We start from the raw sequence: 16804 nt of genomic DNA on the forward strand, positions 1-16804 counted from the left end.
ATGACCGACACTGCGCCCGACACTTTTGACGCAGTGATCATGGGGGGCGGGCTCGCGGGCCTCACGCTGGCGCTGCAGCTGCGCCAGCGCTTTGCCGACCTGCGCGTGCTGGTGCTGGAGCGCCGCGCGCACCCGGTGCCGCACGCGGCGCACAAGGTGGGCGAGTCGTCGGTGGAGATCGGCGCGCACTACTTCGACACGGTGCTGGGCCTGAAGGCCCACATGGACGCCGAGCAGCTGCGCAAGTTCGGCTTTCGCTTCTTCTTCAGCGAGGGCCGCAGCGACATCGACAAGGTGACCGAGATCGGCGCGAGCCGCTACCTGTCGGTGCCCAGCTACCAGATCGACCGCGGCATCTTCGAGAACTTCCTGGCCGAGGAGGCCGTGCGGCGCGGGGTGCAATTCGTGGACGGCGCGCTGGTGCGGCGCATCACGCTGGCCGACGACCCGGCCACGCCGCACAGCATCGAATGGACCCGCGGCGAGCACACGCACCACGCGCAGGCCCGCTGGGTGATCGACGCCTGCGGGCGCGCCGGCATGCTCAAGCGCAAGCTGGGCCTGGCCGAGTCGAACGCGCACGACGTCAACGCGGTGTGGTTTCGCATCGGCGAGCGCATCGCCATCGACGAATGGAGCGGCGACGAAGCCTGGCGCACGCGCTGCGACCCGCAGGCGCGCTGGCTGTCGACCAACCACCTGGTGGGCGCGGGCTACTGGGCCTGGCTGATCCCGCTGGCCTCGGGCTCGCACTCGGTGGGCATCGTGGCCGACCCGAAGCTGCACCCGCTGGACACCATCGACACCTTCGACAAGGCGATGGCGTGGTTCGCCACCTACCAGCCGCGGCTGTTCGAGGCGCTGGACGGCAAGCGCCACCTGCTGCAGGACTTCGCCTTCCTCAAGCACTTCTCGCACGGCTGCAAGCAGGTGTTCTCGGGGCGCCAGCGCTGGGCGATGACCGGCGAGGCGGGGCTGTTCCTCGACCCGTTCTATTCGCCGGGCAGCGACTTCATCGCCATCGGCAACACCTACATCACCGACCTGATCGCGCAGGACCGCGCGGGCCGCCCGATCGACAAGCGCGCGCAGCTGTACGACCAGCTCTACCACTCGTTCTACGAAAGCACGCTGGCGCTCTACCAGGACCAGTACCCGCTGTTCGGCGACCCCGAAGTGCTGCCGGTGAAGGTGATCTGGGACTACGCCTACTACTGGGGCGTGCTGTCGCAGATCTTCTTCCAGCACCGCCTGACCGACCTGCACGCGCTGGGCAGCCTGAAAGCCGAGCTGCAGCATTGCCAGCGGCTGAACCTCGAGGTGCAGGCGCTGATGCGCCGCTGGTCGGCCAGCAGCCGGCGCGCCAACCCGGCCGTGATGCTCGACCAGGCCGCGATGCCGTGGTTCGCCGAGCTCAACCGCAGCCTGCGCGACACGCTGGACGACGCGGCCTTCCGCGCGCGCATCCGCGCCTCGACCGCGCAGCTGCGGCAGCTGGCCGGCGAGGTGCTGGCGCGCGCGCGCGCCGCCGACCCCGGCGTGGACGCCGGCGCCCTGCCCGCGCTGCTGGAGGAGAACCTCGGCCTCCCTCCCGTGAGCGCCGAAGCCGGCGCCATGCTTTTCGAAGCCGATACGGTTGACGCCGCCGGCTGAGGTTTACCCAACTTTACGGAGCGTTCAAGCCTGCTTGCCGCCCGTGGACGACCATGAAGCGCATGAGCACCCCCCAACTCCTGATGATCGAAGACGACACCCGCCTGGCACACATGGTGGGCGAATACCTGACGCAGTCGGGTTTCGGCTTCAACCACGCAGGCGACGGCGCCACGGGCCTGGAGCAGTTGCAGCAGCACGCGCCCGACCTCGTGATCCTCGACCTGATGCTGCCCGACACCGACGGCCTGGAGGTCTGCCGCCGCATCCGCGCGCTGCCCGGGCCCATCTCCAAGGTGTCGGTGCTGATGCTGACGGCCAAGGGCGACCCCATGGACCGCATCATCGGCCTGGAGATCGGCGCCGACGACTACCTGCCCAAGCCCTTCGAGCCGCGCGAGCTGCTGGCGCGCATCCGCGCGGTGCTGCGCCGGCGCAGCGAGAACGCCACCGAGGCCGAGGTGTCCACCGTGATGCGCTTCGGCACGCTGGAAATCGACCGCAACGCGCGCACCGTGTCGGTGGCCGGCGCGCTGGCCGACCTCACCTCGTACCAGTTCGACCTGCTGGTGGCCATGGCCGAGCGCGCGGGCCGCGTGCTCACGCGCGACCAGATCATGGAAGCCGTGCGCGGCCGCGAGCTGGAAGCCTTCGACCGCTCCATCGACGTGCACATGGGCCGCATCCGCGCGGCCATCGAGGTCGATGCCAAGAACCCGAAGCGCATCCTCACTGTGCGCGGCGTGGGCTACGTATTCGCCAAGCAGCAAGATTGAGCGGCAATAGATGCTGCGCAGCCTTTATTCCCGCCACCTCTACGTGCGCATATGGCTCGCGGTGGTGGGCGGCGTCGTCATCCTCACGCTGATGGCCAACTGGATCGTGCGCGAAGCGGCACAGGCCGAGCGCGAACGGCTGGCACCCGTGCCGCGCGAGGTGATCGTGCTCGACGCGCAGGACCGGAAGATCGGCACCGGCACCGCGCTGCGCGTGCCGGGCCAGGGGCTGGAGTTCGACGTGACGCTCAGCGACGGCAAGGACATCACGCTGCGCGTGGCGCCGCGCGAGCGGCCGACGGGCGCATCCGGCTTCGCGCCGTGGCGCACGCCGTTCGGGCTGGGCTGGATGATCGCGCTGGTGGGGGTGGCGGTGGCGCTGGGCGTCTACCCGATCGTGCGGCGCATCACGCAGCGGCTGGAATCGCTGCAGCGCGGCGTGCAGCGGTGGGGCGAGGGCGATCTCTCGGTGCGTGTGACCGAAGAAGGGCAGGACGAAGTGGCTGATCTCTCCAAACGATTCAACGCGTCGGCCGAGCGCATCGAACAGCTGGTGCGTTCGCACAAGTCGCTGCTGGCCAACGCCTCGCACGAGCTGCGTTCGCCGCTCACCCGCATCCGCATGGGCCTGGAGCTGATGGGCGAGCGCCCGAGCGCCACGGCGCGCGAGGAAATCTCGCGCAACATCGGCGAGCTCGACCAGCTCATCGACGAGATCCTGCTGGCCAGCCGGCTCGACGCCAGCGAAGCCGACATGGGCACCATCGAGCCGGTGGACCTGACCGGCCTGGCGGCCGAGGAATGCGCGCAGGTGAGTGCCGAGCTCGACCTGGCCGAAGGCACCGACAACGCGAACCTCACGGTGCCGGGCGTGTCGCGCCTGCTGCGCCGTGCCATCCGCAACCTGCTGGAAAACGCCCGCCGCTACGGCGCGGGCGAAATCGCGGTGGAACTGGGCAGCGCCGACGGCTTTGCCACGGTGCGCGTCAACGACCGCGGCCCGGGCGTGCCGGCCGCGCTGCGCGAACGCATCTTCGAGCCCTTCTACCGGCTGCCCGGCGCCAGCGAGCGCAACGGCGGCGTCGGGCTGGGGCTGTCGCTGGTGAAGTCGATTGCCGAGCGGCACGGCGGCACGGTGCGCTGCGAAGACCGCCCGGGCGGCGGCGCGAGCTTCGTCATCCGCCTGCCCACCACAGCGCGCGGGCACTGAATCCATTGAGCCCGGCACGGCCGGGGCGAAGTCAGGCTCGGCTGGCGGGGGCCACCTAAAATCCCGCCCCTATGCAGAGATCGCACATCGTTCGGCCCGCGGCCATGTTCTGGGGGCTGGTGGTGTTCATGCCGGTCGGCGTCACCTATCTATCGGCCTTGCTGCTGCTCGCCACCATGCTGGTGGCCGGCGGAGGGCGGGAGCGCCTGGCGCGGCTTCGCGCCAATCCGCTGTGGTGGCCGGTCATGGCCTACCTGGCCTGGATGCTGATCGTGCTGGCCATCAGGCCGCACTACCCTGAAACCCCCTCCAACCTGTTCCACGGGCTGCGCATCGGCGTGACGATGCTGATGGCCATGGCGCTCACGCGCGAGGAAGCCCTCTGGGCGCTGCGCGGCTTCCTGCTGATCGCGGCGCTCAACGTGCTGCTGGTCATCTTCTTCTATGCGGTGGGCGGCTTCCACATCTGGTTGCCGCTGCGCGCGGTGGTCATGGAAGTGGGCAACAAGTCGATCAGCAACGCGCTGCTGTTCAGCGTGGTGGCCTCCACGGCGGCGGTCTGGGGCATCGCGCAGATCGCGGCGCACCGGCCGCTGCGCGCCATTCCCGCGTTCGTGCTGGTGCTCGGGCTGGGGCTGGTGGTGGCCTTGCCGCTGACCTCGCGCACCTCGGTGCTCGCGCTGCTGCTGGTGATTCCGGCGGTGTGCGTCCACCAGTGGCGCAACCACCTGAAGATGCTGGTGGGCGCGCTGGTGCTCGGCACCGTGGTGCTCGGCGCCGGGCTCTACCAGCTGCCGCAGCTGCAGAAGAAGGTCGAGACCGGCGTGCAGGAACTCGAAGAGGCGCAGGCCGGCGCCGTCTTCAAGGGCAGCTGGGTCATCCGCTACTACATGTACCGCGACACCGGCCTCATGATCGCCGACCGCCCGCTCGCGGGCTGGGGCATCGGCGGCTGGACCGAGCAGTGGCACAAGCGCGGCCCCGCGCTCTTCGCCGACTCGAACATGCCGCACAACGACTTCCTCTGGGTGGGCGCGCAAGGCGGCGTGCCCGCGCTGCTGAGCCTGCTGGTCATCATGATGGCGGCCGTGTGGCAGGCGTGGAAACGGCCGGACATGGCCGGCCGCTACGCGCTGGGCGCCACGCTCATCGCGCTGATCGCGTCGAGCGTCAACTCGGCGCTGCGCGACGCGCAGATCGGCCTGGCGCTGCTGTGGATCGCGATGGTCTACCTGCGGCTCGCGCAGGAAAGGCAGGACCCGGATCCGTGGCGCGGCCTGTGGCCGCGGCGGCTGCCGAACCCGAGCGAAACACCGTAACCCATCCGAGTGCTCCCGCCGCCCTCCCGCGGCAAGCACGGGATTCGGCCGGCCGGCAGTTCGCTACCCAAAGCGGAAGGTCTGCTTGCGCGTCGCCTCCACCTTCACGCGCTTGAAGCTCCATAGCGACGCGGTGGTGCTACTGCTGTCGCCCAGGACCAGGATCGGCCCCGTGTAAGCCGCGCCGCACACCGCAGGCGCCGACCCCGGCAGTGCCGCGTTGGTGGCGCAGCTGGCGTCCGCCGAGGCGTTGCGCGGCATGCCGCCATCCCCCGTGATGCCGTCGACGATGCAGGCGTCCGGGTAGGCCGTGTAGTCGAAGCCTTCGAGCGTCTCGCTGCCGTTGTAGGCAGGGTTGACCGCCACCGTGCCCACCGGCGTGCCGCCGGAGATGCGCCAGCCCGGCGTGGCCGGCGTGATGGCGATCGAACTGAACTCGCTGGTCGAGATCGCGTTCGTCGCCTGCATGAAGTGGTAGTACGTGTCGAAGATCAGGATGCGGCGGCGCGCGCGAACGTCCGCCAGCGTGGCGTTGGCCGGCAGGGGCGTGGCGTCGCAGTGCAGGTCGACCGTGAAGTTGAGGTATGCATACGGCAGCCCCTGCCCGATGCCGCCGGCATCGCCCTTGAGCTCGAGCTCGATGCGCTTCAGATCGCTCACTTTCGTGCCCGCCAGGCCCGGCAGTTGCAGCACGGCCTTGTTGCCCGCGCCGCCGCCTACAAAGGCACCGACCGCGTTGGAACCCGCGTCCAGCCTCATCGACAGCACGCCCGCGGCGCTGGCCAGGTGCGCCTTGTTGAGCTGCGGCTGCGCCGCGAGCTCGGCCGGCTTGAAGGTGTGCGTGAGCGGCAGGTCGAAGCCGTCGTCTTCGGCTGCGGCGATCAGCGCGGCGACGAGGCCGTCGAGCGTGGTGTCGCCGTCGGCCAGCGATTGCGCCAGGTGCTCGAGCAGGTCATCGTAGGCGTCGCCCGCAACGGCCTTGAATTCGCCCGTGAAGGGGTTCGGCGCGAATGCGCCGTAGCCCGACTCGTTCAGCAGCGCGACGATATCGGCCTGGGCCGCGTCGAGCTTGCCCGCCAGCGCTGCCAGCGCGGCGAGCCCGGCCTGTTCGATGCCGCCGGGCGCCATGCCGGCCGCGCGCGCCAGGATCAGCTCGGTCAGCGGCGTGATGTTGACGTAGCCCGCCGCGCGCAGCATGGAGTGCAGCTTCTGCCCGGCGGCCAGCGAACCGCCCGAGGCCGTGGCCAGGCAGGGGAACTCGGGTGCATCGAGCTTGGCGGACCACTTGCCGTCGGCGGCCGTGTTGGCCGTGCCGGAGGTGCCGTTCGCGCAGCGCAGCGCCACGTTGCTGCCGGATGCCGGCGCGCCCGTGGCCACGGTGCCGGAGACGGCGACGCTGGTGTCGGCCGCAGGCGGCGTGGTGGGGGAGCCACCACCGGAAGGAAGCAGGCTGAAGCCGCTGCTGCCGCCGCCGCCACCGCCTCCGCAGGCCGAAAGGCCCAACGCGAGCACGAGCGTGCCAGTGGCAAAACTGAAAGATCTGATCCCCACAATCGACTCCTCACCTGGTCTGAACGCCAGTGGGTCGATGCTAGAAACGGGCCCCGCAGGGCACCATCACCGGGATCCGTAGTTCGAAGGCGGGAACACCCGCGGTTCAAACCGGAGAGTCACCAGGCCGGAGCCGGCGCGCCGTGCGGCGGCTCCGCGCGAGCGTCAGGCGTCAGTGCCGCGCCGACACCGTTTCGCCGGCCTTCAGGCGATACACCGTGCCGCAGTACGGGCACTTGGCTTCGCCGGTGCGCGCCACGTCGAGGTAGACCTTCGGGTGGCTGTTCCAGAGCTTCATGTCGGCCTTGGGGCTGGGGCAGAAAACACCGCCCTGATGATTGAGCTCCTTGGCCAGGAGTTCGACAACTGCATTGGTGGACATGGTTTCTTTCAGACTTTCGTGAGCCAGTGGGCGTACTTGGGGTTCTTGCCGTTCACGATGTCGAAGAAGGCAGACTGGATTTTCTCGGTGATCGGGCCACGGGCGCCGCCGTCGCCGCGGTTGCCGATCTCGACGCGGTCGAGTTCGCGGATGGGCGTGACCTCAGCGGCCGTGCCTGTGAAGAAGGCCTCGTCGGCGATGTAGACCTCGTCGCGCGTGATGCGCTTTTGCACCAGCTCGAGGCCCAGGTCCTTGCACACGTGCAGGATGGTGTTGCGGGTGATGCCGTTGAGCGCGCCGGCCGACAGGTCGGGCGTGTACACCACGCCGCCCTTGACCACGAAGATGTTCTCGCCCGCGCCTTCCGACACGAAGCCGCTCGCGTCGAGCAGCAGCGCTTCGTCGTAGCCGTCGTCCAGGGCTTCCATGTTGGCCAGGATCGAGTTGGTGTAGTTGCTCACCGTCTTGGCCTGCGTCATCGTGATGTTGACGTGGTGGCGGGTGTAGCTGGAGGTCTTCACGCGGATGCCGCGCTTCATGCCTTCTTCGCCCAGGTAGGCGCCCCAGGACCAGGCCGCGACCATGGCGTGGATCTTGTTGCCCTTGGGGCTCACGCCCAGCTTCTCGGAGCCGATCCAGATGAGGGGGCGCAGGTAGCAGCTCTCGAGCTTGTTCTCGCGAACCACCTGTTTCTGGGCCTCGTTGAGCTGTTCCTGCGTGAACGGGATCTTCATGCGCAGGATCTTGGCGCTGTTGAACAGCCGCTCGGTGTGCTCGGCCAGGCGGAAGATGGCCGTGCCGCCGTCCGCCGTCTTGTAGGCGCGCACGCCCTCGAAGGCGCCGCAACCGTAGTGCAGCGTGTGGCTCAGCACGTGGATCTTGGCGTCGCGCCAGTCCACGAGTTCGCCGTCCATCCAGATCTTGCCGTCACGGTCGTCCAGCGAGGGGGGGATCGAGCTCATTTCCTGATTCCTTTGGGAGCGATGGGGGAAGTCGCAAAAGCTTTCGATTTTACGGCCGGCCCCGGAACGGGGTGCCCGACAATGGTTGGTTGTCCAAACCAGTGGAAAAAGGGTTTCCGTGTCCGTATTCAAGAACGTCATCGTCTATCGCATCGAACCTGCCTGGTCCCAAACACTGGCCGAGGCGGAAGAAGGGCTAGGAAAGCAGCGCTTCGTGCCCTGCGGCCCCTCGCAGGAAAAGTCCGCCGGCTGGGTCGAGCCCCGCGGCGAGGCCAACGGCCCGCTGGTCGAATCCATCGACGGCCAGTGGCTGGTCGAATACATGATCGAGAGCAAGCAGGTGCCCGGCTCCGTGGTGCGCCGCAAGCTCGACGAGCGCTGCGCCCACATCGAGGCCACCACCGGCCGCAAGCCCGGCAAGAAGGAAAAGAAAGAGCTGAAGGAAGACATCACGCTCGAGCTGCTGCCGATGGCCTTCACCCGCAGCGCGCGCGTGACGGTGTGGATCGACAAGGCGGAGAACCGCCTGGTCATCAACAGCGGCAATGCATCGCGCGCCGACGAGGTCGTCACCAGCCTCGTGAAGTCGCTCGACGGCTTCGCGGTGGCCCTCATCAACACGCAGATCGAGCCGGCTGCGGCCATGGCCAACTGGCTGCTGACGCAGGAGCCGCCGGCCGGCTTCACCATCGACCGCGAGTGCGAGCTCAAGGCCTCCGACGACTCCAAGGCCGTGGTGCGCTACGCCAAGCATCCGCTGGACATCGACGAAGTCAAGCAGCACATCACCGACGGCAAGCGCCCCACGCGGCTCGCGCTGACCTGGGACGACCGCGTGTCCTTTGAGCTCACGCACGGGCTGCTGATCCGCAAGATCACCTTCCTCGAAGGCACGGGCGACGGCGCCGCCGGCGGCAAGAAGGAAGACAACTTCGACGCCGACGTGGCCATCGCCACGGGCGAGCTGGGCCAGCTGGTGCCGGCGCTGCTCGATGCGCTGGGCGGCGAGGCCGCGTTCTCGGCCGCGCCGCCGGACGACACGGTGAAGCCTGCAACCGCGCCTGCAGCAGCGCCCGCCACGACGGCACCGGCAGACGCAGCAGACTCCGCAGAGGAAGAAGACGCGCCCTTCTGACGCGGCGCGGAAAGCTCAGGCGACCAGGTAAGTCTGCGCGAGGCGCACCCAGCAGGCGGCTCCCAGCGGCAGCACCTGGTCGTTGAAGTCGTAGCCGGGGTTGTGCACCATGCAGCCCCCGAACTCGCCCTCCCCGTTGCCGAGCATGAAGTAGCAGCCCGGCAGCGCGGCGAGCATCCAGGCGAAGTCCTCGCTGCCCGCGAAGCCGCGGGGCACCTGCGTGAGCACGTTCGCCTCGCCCACGATCTCGGTGCACACCTGCGCCATCAGCCGCGTCTCGGCCGCGGTGTTGACCACCGGCGGCACCAGCTGGCGGTAGTCGATCTCGGCCTCCACGCCGTGCGCCTGCGCGGTGAGGCTCACGATCTCGCGGATGCGCTGCTCGACCAGCGCGCGCGTCTCGGGCCGCGCCGCGCGCACGTTCAGGCCCAGCGATACGGATTGCGGGATCACGTTGTGCGTGGCGCCTCCGCGGATGAAGCCGACCGAGACCACCGCCGTGTCGTCGGGCGCCACGTTGCGCGCCACCACCGTCTGCAGCGCCGTCACCACCGCCGCGGCGGCGGCGACCGGGTCGCGCGCGCGATGCGGCATGGCACCGTGCCCGCCCACGCCCTTGATGGTGACGTCGGCCACGTCGGACGACAGCGTGACCGGGCCTTCCACCGCCAGCACCGTGCCCACCGGCACGCCGGGCGCGTTGTGCAGTGCGTACACCGCATCGCAGGGGAAGCGCTCGAACAGGCCGTCCTCGATCATCGCGCGCGCGCCGCAGAGGTTTTCCTCGTCGGGCTGGAAGATCAGGTTCAGCGTGCCGTCGAAGCTGCGCGCCGCCGCCAGCGCCTTGGCCGCGGCCAGCAGGATGGCCGTGTGGCCGTCGTGCCCGCAGGCGTGCATGCGGCCGGGGTTGCGGCTCGCATACGGCAGGCCCGTGGCCTCGACGATGGGCAGTGCGTCCATGTCGGCGCGGATGCCCAGCCGGCGCGTGCCGCTGCCGAGCTTGAGCTGCGCCACGATGCCGGTCTTGCCGATGCCCGTGTGCACCTCGTAGCCCCAGCTGCGCAGCAGGTTGGCCACCAGTTCGCTGGTGGCGCTCACCTCGAAGCCGAGCTCCGGGTTGGCGTGGATCCGGCGGCGGATGTCGACGAAGGCCTGCGTGTCGACATCGGCCTGCGGCAGCAGCCGGGACAGCAGCCTGGTGGTCTGGGGGCTGAGTTCGCGTGTCATGTGATGGAAGTCGTTGTTCGTGGGGAGGGTCAATCGGCCTTGTGCTCGCGCAGGCTCAGCAGCGCGCCGAGGCTCAGTAGCCCGCAGGCCATCATGTAGAAGGCCGGCGCCATCGGGCTGCCGGTGCTGGCGAGCAGCCAGGTCACGATGAACTGCGACGAGCCGCCGAACACCGTCACGCCGATGCTGTAGACCACCGAGATGCCGCTGGCGCGCACGCCGGCCGGCAGCATCTCCAGCAGCATGAGGAACATGGGCGTGGTGCCGATGTTCACGCTCGCGGTCAGCAGCGCCGACAGGCACAGCACCAGCGGCACGCTCGGGTAGTGGCTGATCAGCCAGAACGCGGGGTACACCGCGACCACGCTGAACAGCAGCGAGCCGACGACCAGCGGCTTGCGCGCCGGCAGCCGGTCGGCCAGCCGCCCCGCCACCAGCGACACCAGGAACAGCGTGATGCCGGTGACGCAGCCCGACAGCAGCGACAGCGACGGCGGCATGTGCAGCACGCGGATCATGTAGGTGGGCATGAAGAACACCACCAGGTACATCGTCGCCGTGCCCGCCGTGGTGGCCAGGATGCCCTTGAGCACCAGGCCGCCGTGGTTGCGCAGCAGCCGCCCGATGGGGCTGGACTCGTGGCTTTCGGCAACGTGCGTTTCCTCCAGCTGCGAGCGGATGTACAGCCCCACCGGCGCGATCAGCAGGCCGAGCAGGAACGGCAGGCGCCAGCCCCAGCTCTCGAGCGAAGCCTGCGGCAGCGCCGCATACAGCGCCGCGCCGGTGAGCGCGCCCAGCAGCGCCGACACGCCCTGGCTCGCGAGCTGCCAGCTGACGCGGAAGCCCCGGCCCTTCACGCCGCCGGCCTCCATCAGCATCGAGGTGGCCGCGCCCACTTCGCCGCCAAGCGAAAAGCCCTGCAGCAGGCGGCCCGCCACGATCATCAGCGAGCCGAACACGCCGGCCGAGGCATAGCTGGGCGCCAGCGCGATGCACAGCGTGCCGATCACCATGAGGCCGATGGTCAGCGTCATCGCTGCCTTGCGGCCCTTGCGGTCGGCGTAGTTGCCGATGATCACGCCGCCCAGCGGGCGCATCACGAAGCCGATGCCGAAGGTGGCCACGGCCAGCAGCAGCGAGCCGTAAGGGCTGTCGGAGGGGAAGAACAATTTGCCGATCAGCAGCGCGAAGAAGCTGTAGACGGTGAAGTCGTACATCTCCAGCGCGTTGCCCAGCGAGCAGGCGGCGATCAGGCGGAACTGGCTCTGCTTTTTTCCCGTGCCTTGCGCAGCGGTGGCCGGTGAATGGGCCCGGATCGGGCTTGCGGGCAATGCGGCTTCGCTCATCTAATGTCACTCCACGAACAGGTTGCTGGGGGTCGGACCGGCCCCTTGGCGGCGGAGTATTCAGGCAAAGCGCCCTGGCAAAGAATCACAAATTTTCATGCTGATAACCAAATGGCATCCCCGTCATAAACAGGCACGAGAAGCCATCGGGACAACCACCAAGACGCACTTTTCCATGAGACCGGCACCACGATGAAGCTGCAACAGTTGCGCGTTTTGCTGGCGGTGGCGCAGCACGGCAGCATCCACGAGGCGTCGCGCAGCCTGCACACCACGCAGCCGGCGCTGTCGAAGGCCATCTCCGAGCTGGAGCGCGAACTGGGCGTGACGCTGATGTCGCGCTCCACGCGCGGCGTGAGCCTCACGCCCTACGGCGTGGCGCTGGTCAAGCGCGCGAGCCTGGTCGAGCAGGAGCTGCGGCATGCGCTGGAAGACATCGAGGCGATCCGCGGCCATGACGAGGGACAGCTGCACATCGGCTTCACCGCGGTGGCGTCGAGCGGGCCGCTGCCCGACGCGATGGCGTCGTTCCGTCAGCGCTTTCCCAACGTGACGATGCGCGGCTTCGAGCTGCGCCCGCAGCAGATCTTCGAGGGCCTGCGCGAGGGCCGGCTCGACCTGGGGCTGATTTCCACGTGCAACGGGCCAGGCACCGGCGCCTTCCAGTGGGAGCCGCTGTTCTCGGTGGCGATGCACCTGTCGGTGCGCGCCGGCCACCCGCTGCGGCGCGTGCGCCGGCTGCAGCCGCTGGTGGACGCCGACTGGCTGGTGCTGGACCCGATCGACGACGCCGGCAGTCCGCTGGTGAGCATGATGAACATGCACGGGCTGCAGATGCCCCGGCGCATGGTGCACAGCGCGTCGAACCTACTGGGGCTGCAGCTGGCCACGCAGACCGACCTGATCAGCATGTGGTCGGACTTCGTGTTCCACGGCGCCGGGCCGCTGCGGCTGCAGCCCGGCCTGCTCGAGAAGCTGCCGATCACCGACGAGGTGCCGGACTTCGAGGTGTTCCTGGTCTACCGATCGGCAGACCTCATGACGCACGTGTGCGCCGAATTCGTGAAGGAAGCGCGCCACCACGCCAAGGCCAATCCCCCGTGGCGGCAGCCCAGTCGCAAGGGCGGCGCGGGTGCTTAGGCGTGGTCAGGCCGCGGGAGTGGCGCCGTCTTCCCCGTCGACCGGGTTCTCGGGCCGCGTCATGGCCCAGCTCTGCAGCTTGCCGCCGTTGAACACGGCATCCACGTACGAGCCGCCGCCGTCGGTCCAGCGGTACACCTCGGGCTGCGTGTCCTTGGGCGAGCGCAGTTCGCCGAGGGCGCGGGTCATGGCAATGACGTGCATCAGCGTCACGTTCGGCTTGAGCTTGGCATTGAGCATCACCGCGCTGCCGACGTAACCCACCGGCCGTTCGGCCGCACGCTTGAGCACCTGCATCGCGCGGTTGAAGTGCAGCAGCAGGAACATCACGATCGCGCCGCCGGCCAGGGCGACACCGCCCCAGCCACCGCTGCGCCAGGCCAGCCCGAGAACGACGATGGCGCCCACGGGCACCAGAAATTTCTTGAAATTCATGGCGCGCATTGTCGCCGCCCGGCCGGGGGTGTCGGGCAAAAGGCCTCAGCCCGCGCCGCACGGCCCGATGCGGTAGCCGCCCTGGCTACCGCCAGGCGCGCAAGGCGGTACTCGCCGCGAAAAGCGCGCGCGGCGATGGCCGGCGCCGGCACATTTCACCGCACGGGCATCTGCCCGGGCCGCTGAAAAGCATATGAACATTCCGCGCTCCGTCACTTTCGTTCGTCTCTCGCTCGTCACCGCGCTCGCGGGCACCGCGCTCAGCGGCTGCTACGTGGTACCGCTCGGCCAGCCCGCACCGGTGGCGCCGCCCTCGCAGGCGTATGCCGTGCCGCCGGGCCCGGTCGCGCAGACCTTCAGCGCGCGGCTGTATCCGTCGAATGCCGAAGCCGCGCGCTACGGGACCATCGCCGGCACCGTGACCAACGACATGAACGGCCGCGGCCATTTCAGCGCGCAGATCGGCAATGAACAGTTTCAGGGAGAGGCAACACGGGTCGCGGGCTCACGGGGAGCAGGCCTGGCGAACGCCGCCGGCAGCCGCGGCGGCAACCTGAGTTGCCAGTACACGATGAACTCGGCCACCTTGGGCAGCGGCCAATGCGTGCTCAACGGCGGACCGGCGTTCACGATGCACATCGGGGGTTAGGGAGGGTAGGCCCGGCGCGCCTCGCTGGCGCGCCGGGCGTTTTTTCCGGCCGCAGGGCCGGGTCACGACACGAGCTGCCGCATCTTGCGCCTCAGCTCGCGTTCGCGTTTCTGCTCGGCGTTCCAGTCGTCGCGGATGGCCAGCGTGACCGACAGCGCCATCAGCAGGATCACGAACGCGAACGGCAGGGCGAACACGATGGTCGCCGTCTGTATGGCCTTGAGGCCGCCCGCGAACAGCAGGCTCAGCGCGATGGCCGCCACCAGCACGCCCCAGGTGATCTTGACGCGGGCCGGCGGGTTCGGGTTGCCGCCGGTGCTCATGGTGCCCAGCACCAGCGTGGCGGAGTCGCCCGAGGTCACGAAGAACACGAACACCAGCAGCGTCGCGACCATCGACAGCAGCGCCCCCATGGGCATGGCCTTGAACATCACGAACATGGTGGTCGACACGTCGGCCTTCACCGCCTCGACCAGCGGCACGCCCTGGAAGATCTGGAAGTTGAGCGCCGCGCCGCCGAACACCGAGAACCATGCGAAGCCCACCAGCGTGGGCGCGATCACGGTGCCGAGGATGAACTGGCGGATCGTGCGGCCGCGCGACACGCGCGCGATGAACAGGCCCACGAACGGCGACCACGCCAGCCACCAGGCCCAGTAGAAGAGCGTCCAGTCGCCGACCCACGAGCTGTTGCGGAACGGGTTCATGCGCAGGCTCATGCGGACGAACTCGGCGATGTAGGCGCCCAGCGTGTTGGTGAAGGTCTCGACGATGGCCACCGTCGGCCCCAGAACCAGCACCACGAGCGCCAGCAGCGCCGCCAGCACCAGGTTGCCCATCGACAGCCACTTCACGCCGCGCTCGACGCCGGAGACCGCCGAGGTGACGAACAGCACCGTGGTCACCACGATGATCGCCGCCTGCGTTCCCCGCCCGATCGCCGTGCCGAAGGCCGCGTGCAGGCCGCTGTTGATCTGCGTGGCGCCCATGCCCAGCGAGGCGGCCACGCCGAAGGCCGTGGCCACCACCGCCAGCACGTTGAAGGCCGGCGAAAGCCGCCGCACGAAGCGCCAGGGCAATGCCTCGGTGGCCGAACTCACCAGCGCCAGCGTCTTGCGGCGGAAAGTGAAGAAGGCGATCGACAGCCCCACGATGCCGTAGATCGCCCAGGGATGCAGCCCCCAGTGGAAGAAGGCATAGCGCATGGCCACGCCGGCGGCATCGGGCGTGCCGGCGACCACGCCCGGCGGTGGATTCGCATAGTGCGAGATCGGCTCGGCCACGCCCCAGAACACCAGCCCGATGCCCATGCCGGCCGCGAAGAGCATCGAGAACCAGGCGCCGAGAGAAAACTCGGGCTCGTCGTCTTCCTCGCCCAGCTTCAGGTCGCCGAAGCGGCTGAACGCCAGGAAGAAAGCCAGCATCACCAGCCCCAGCACCACCCACAGGTAGAACCAGCCGAAGTTGCGTGTGATGCCCGACAGCGCGGTGCTGAACACGCTGTCCAGCGAAGCCGGCGAGAGCAGCCCCCACAGGACCACCGCGGCGATCAGGCCGGCGGAAACGACGAGTTGCATGACGTTTTCTCCTCTCAGGGTTGGCCGGCGGATGAATCAGTCGAGGCGGCGGACCACGTCCATGGCCTCTTCGATGCGCTCGACGGCGTGGATCGTCAGCCCTTCGATTTCCTTGGTGCCTTTGCGCGGCGCATTCGCCTTGGGCACCACGGCCACGCTGAAGCCCAGCTTGGCCGCTTCGCGCAGGCGCTCCTGCCCGCGCGGCGCCGGACGCACTTCGCCGGCCAGGCCCACTTCTCCGAATGCGATGAAGCCCTTGGGCATCGGCTTGCCGCGCAGGCTGGAGGTGATGGCCAGCATCACCGCCAGGTCGGCCGCCGGCTCGCTGATGCGCACGCCGCCCACCGCGTTGACGAACACGTCCTGGTCCATGCAGGCCACGCCGGCATGGCGGTGCAGCACCGCCAGCAGCATGGCCAGGCGGTCGCGGTCCAGGCCCACCGACAGGCGGCGCGGGCTCGGGCCGCCGTTGTCGACCAGCGCCTGGATCTCGACCAGCATCGGCCGCGTGCCTTCGAGCGTGACCAGCACCACGCTGCCGGGCACCGGCTCGGCATGCTGGCTCAGGAAGATGGCGCTGGGGTTGGTCACGCCCTTCAGGCCGCGCTCGGTCATGGCGAACACGCCGATCTCGTTGACCGCGCCGAAGCGGTTCTTGATGGCGCGCACCAGGCGGAAGCTCGAATGCGTGTCGCCCTCGAAGTACAGCACCGTGTCGACCATGTGCTCCAGCACGCGCGGGCCGGCCAGCGCGCCTTCTTTCGTGACGTGGCCCACCAGCACCACGGCCGTGCCGCTGGTCTTGGCAAAGCGCGTGAGGTGGGCCGCGCATTCGCGGACCTGCGCCACCGACCCCGGGGCCGAGGTGAGCTGGTCGGAGTACACCGTCTGGATGGAGTCGATCACCGCGATGGCCGGGCGCGTGGCGTCGAGCGTGGCGATGATTTTCTCGAGCTGGATCTCGGCCAGCACCTGCACCTGCGAGTGGTCGAGGCCCAGCCGCCTGGAGCGCAGCGCGACCTGCGAGCCGCTTTCCTCGCCCGTCACGTAGAGCGCGTTCTGCCCCGCCCGCTGCAGCGCATCGACCGCCTGCAGCAGCAGCGTCGACTTGCCGATGCCCGGGTCGCCGCCGATCAGCGTGACGCCGCCCGAGACGATGCCGCCGCCCAGCACGCGGTCGAGTTCGTCGAGCCCGGTGGGCGTGCGCGCGACATCGGTCGCCTCGATTTCAGACAGCGTGGCGAGCTCCGATGCGCCCGCGAGCGACGCGAACTGCGTGCCGAAGCGGTTGTTGGCCGTGCCGCCGCCGGCGGGGCCCGCGACCTGTTCAATGAGTGTGTTCCACGCGCCGCAGCTCGGGCATTTGCCGAGCCACTTGGGGCTGGTGCCGCCGCATTCGCTGCAGACGAAAGTTGTTTTGTCCTTGGCCATCCTTCGAGTTT

At 69.0% G+C, this 16804-nt stretch carries 15 protein-coding genes; 7 read left to right on the top strand and 8 right to left on the bottom strand.

Annotation, left to right across the window (positions count from 1 at the left end; genetic code table 11):
• The 4 genes from C4F17_RS17500 (at position 1) to C4F17_RS17515 (ending at position 4958) form a co-directional block, all read left to right on the top strand.
• Positions 1-1653, top strand: coding sequence for an NAD(P)/FAD-dependent oxidoreductase (locus tag C4F17_RS17500; protein ID WP_106936088.1), 1653 nt, complete (start codon positions 1-3; stop codon positions 1651-1653).
• Positions 1654-1706: 53 nt separating this feature from the next.
• Positions 1707-2429 (top strand): response regulator transcription factor, encoded by a 723-nt coding sequence (locus C4F17_RS17505; protein ID WP_081270008.1) that lies wholly within the window; start codon positions 1707-1709, stop codon positions 2427-2429.
• 10 nt (positions 2430-2439) lie between these two features.
• On the top strand, positions 2440-3639 hold the full coding sequence (locus C4F17_RS17510) for an ATP-binding protein (protein ID WP_106936089.1): 1200 nt from the start codon (positions 2440-2442) through the stop codon (positions 3637-3639).
• A gap of 71 nt (positions 3640-3710) precedes the next feature.
• Complete coding sequence (locus C4F17_RS17515; RefSeq protein WP_106936090.1) at positions 3711-4958, top strand: O-antigen ligase family protein; 1248 nt, start codon at positions 3711-3713, stop codon at positions 4956-4958.
• Positions 4959-5021: 63 nt separating this feature from the next.
• On the opposite strand, the gene C4F17_RS17520 is transcribed toward C4F17_RS17515, so the two are convergent.
• From C4F17_RS17520 to C4F17_RS17530, 3 genes are all read right to left on the bottom strand, one after another.
• Positions 5022-6509 carry a hypothetical protein gene (locus tag C4F17_RS17520; RefSeq protein WP_159053674.1) on the bottom strand — a complete coding sequence of 496 codons (1488 nt, stop codon included), beginning with the start codon at positions 6507-6509 and terminating at the stop codon, positions 5022-5024.
• A 172-nt stretch (positions 6510-6681) separates the two neighbouring features.
• Positions 6682-6891: a zinc-finger domain-containing protein gene (locus C4F17_RS17525; protein WP_081270012.1), complete on the bottom strand. Its 210-nt coding sequence runs from the start codon at positions 6889-6891 to the stop codon at positions 6682-6684.
• Positions 6892-6899: 8 nt separating this feature from the next.
• Positions 6900-7853 (bottom strand): branched-chain amino acid transaminase, encoded by a 954-nt coding sequence (locus tag C4F17_RS17530; RefSeq protein ID WP_081270013.1) that lies wholly within the window; start codon positions 7851-7853, stop codon positions 6900-6902.
• 118 nt (positions 7854-7971) lie between these two features.
• Between C4F17_RS17530 and C4F17_RS17535 the strand changes: the two genes are divergently transcribed.
• Entirely contained in the window at positions 7972-8988 is a 1017-nt protein-coding gene (locus C4F17_RS17535; protein ID WP_106936092.1) for a recombination-associated protein RdgC, read from the top strand.
• Between the two features lie 15 nt (positions 8989-9003).
• On the opposite strand, the gene C4F17_RS17540 is transcribed toward C4F17_RS17535, so the two are convergent.
• Together C4F17_RS17540 and C4F17_RS17545 are read right to left on the bottom strand one after the other, a co-directional pair.
• Positions 9004-10215, bottom strand: coding sequence for a M20 aminoacylase family protein (locus C4F17_RS17540; protein WP_081270015.1), 1212 nt, complete (start codon positions 10213-10215; stop codon positions 9004-9006).
• A gap of 29 nt (positions 10216-10244) precedes the next feature.
• Positions 10245-11561 (bottom strand): MFS transporter, encoded by a 1317-nt coding sequence (locus tag C4F17_RS17545; protein ID WP_106936093.1) that lies wholly within the window; start codon positions 11559-11561, stop codon positions 10245-10247.
• Between the two features lie 192 nt (positions 11562-11753).
• Between C4F17_RS17545 and C4F17_RS17550 the strand changes: the two genes are divergently transcribed.
• Complete coding sequence (locus C4F17_RS17550; protein ID WP_081270017.1) at positions 11754-12701, top strand: LysR family transcriptional regulator; 948 nt, start codon at positions 11754-11756, stop codon at positions 12699-12701.
• A gap of 6 nt (positions 12702-12707) precedes the next feature.
• Here the strand turns inward: C4F17_RS17550 and C4F17_RS17555 are convergent, their stop codons facing one another.
• Positions 12708-13145 carry a glycerate kinase gene (locus C4F17_RS17555; RefSeq protein WP_106936094.1) on the bottom strand — a complete coding sequence of 146 codons (438 nt, stop codon included), beginning with the start codon at positions 13143-13145 and terminating at the stop codon, positions 12708-12710.
• 184 nt (positions 13146-13329) lie between these two features.
• Between C4F17_RS17555 and C4F17_RS17560 the strand changes: the two genes are divergently transcribed.
• Positions 13330-13785, top strand: a complete 456-nt coding sequence (locus C4F17_RS17560) for a hypothetical protein (protein ID WP_081270019.1) — start codon at positions 13330-13332, stop codon at positions 13783-13785.
• Positions 13786-13847: 62 nt separating this feature from the next.
• On the opposite strand, the gene C4F17_RS17565 is transcribed toward C4F17_RS17560, so the two are convergent.
• A complete protein-coding gene (locus C4F17_RS17565; protein WP_106936095.1) occupies positions 13848-15362 on the bottom strand; it encodes a BCCT family transporter in 1515 nt (504 codons plus the stop codon).
• 36 nt (positions 15363-15398) lie between these two features.
• Positions 15399-16793, bottom strand: a complete 1395-nt coding sequence (radA, locus tag C4F17_RS17570; RefSeq protein ID WP_081270021.1) for a DNA repair protein RadA — start codon at positions 16791-16793, stop codon at positions 15399-15401.
• Positions 16794-16804: the final 11 nt, after the last annotated feature.

Origin of the sequence: Variovorax sp. PMC12, assembly GCF_003019815.1 — a bacterium.
Classification (GTDB): domain Bacteria; phylum Pseudomonadota; class Gammaproteobacteria; order Burkholderiales; family Burkholderiaceae_C; genus Variovorax.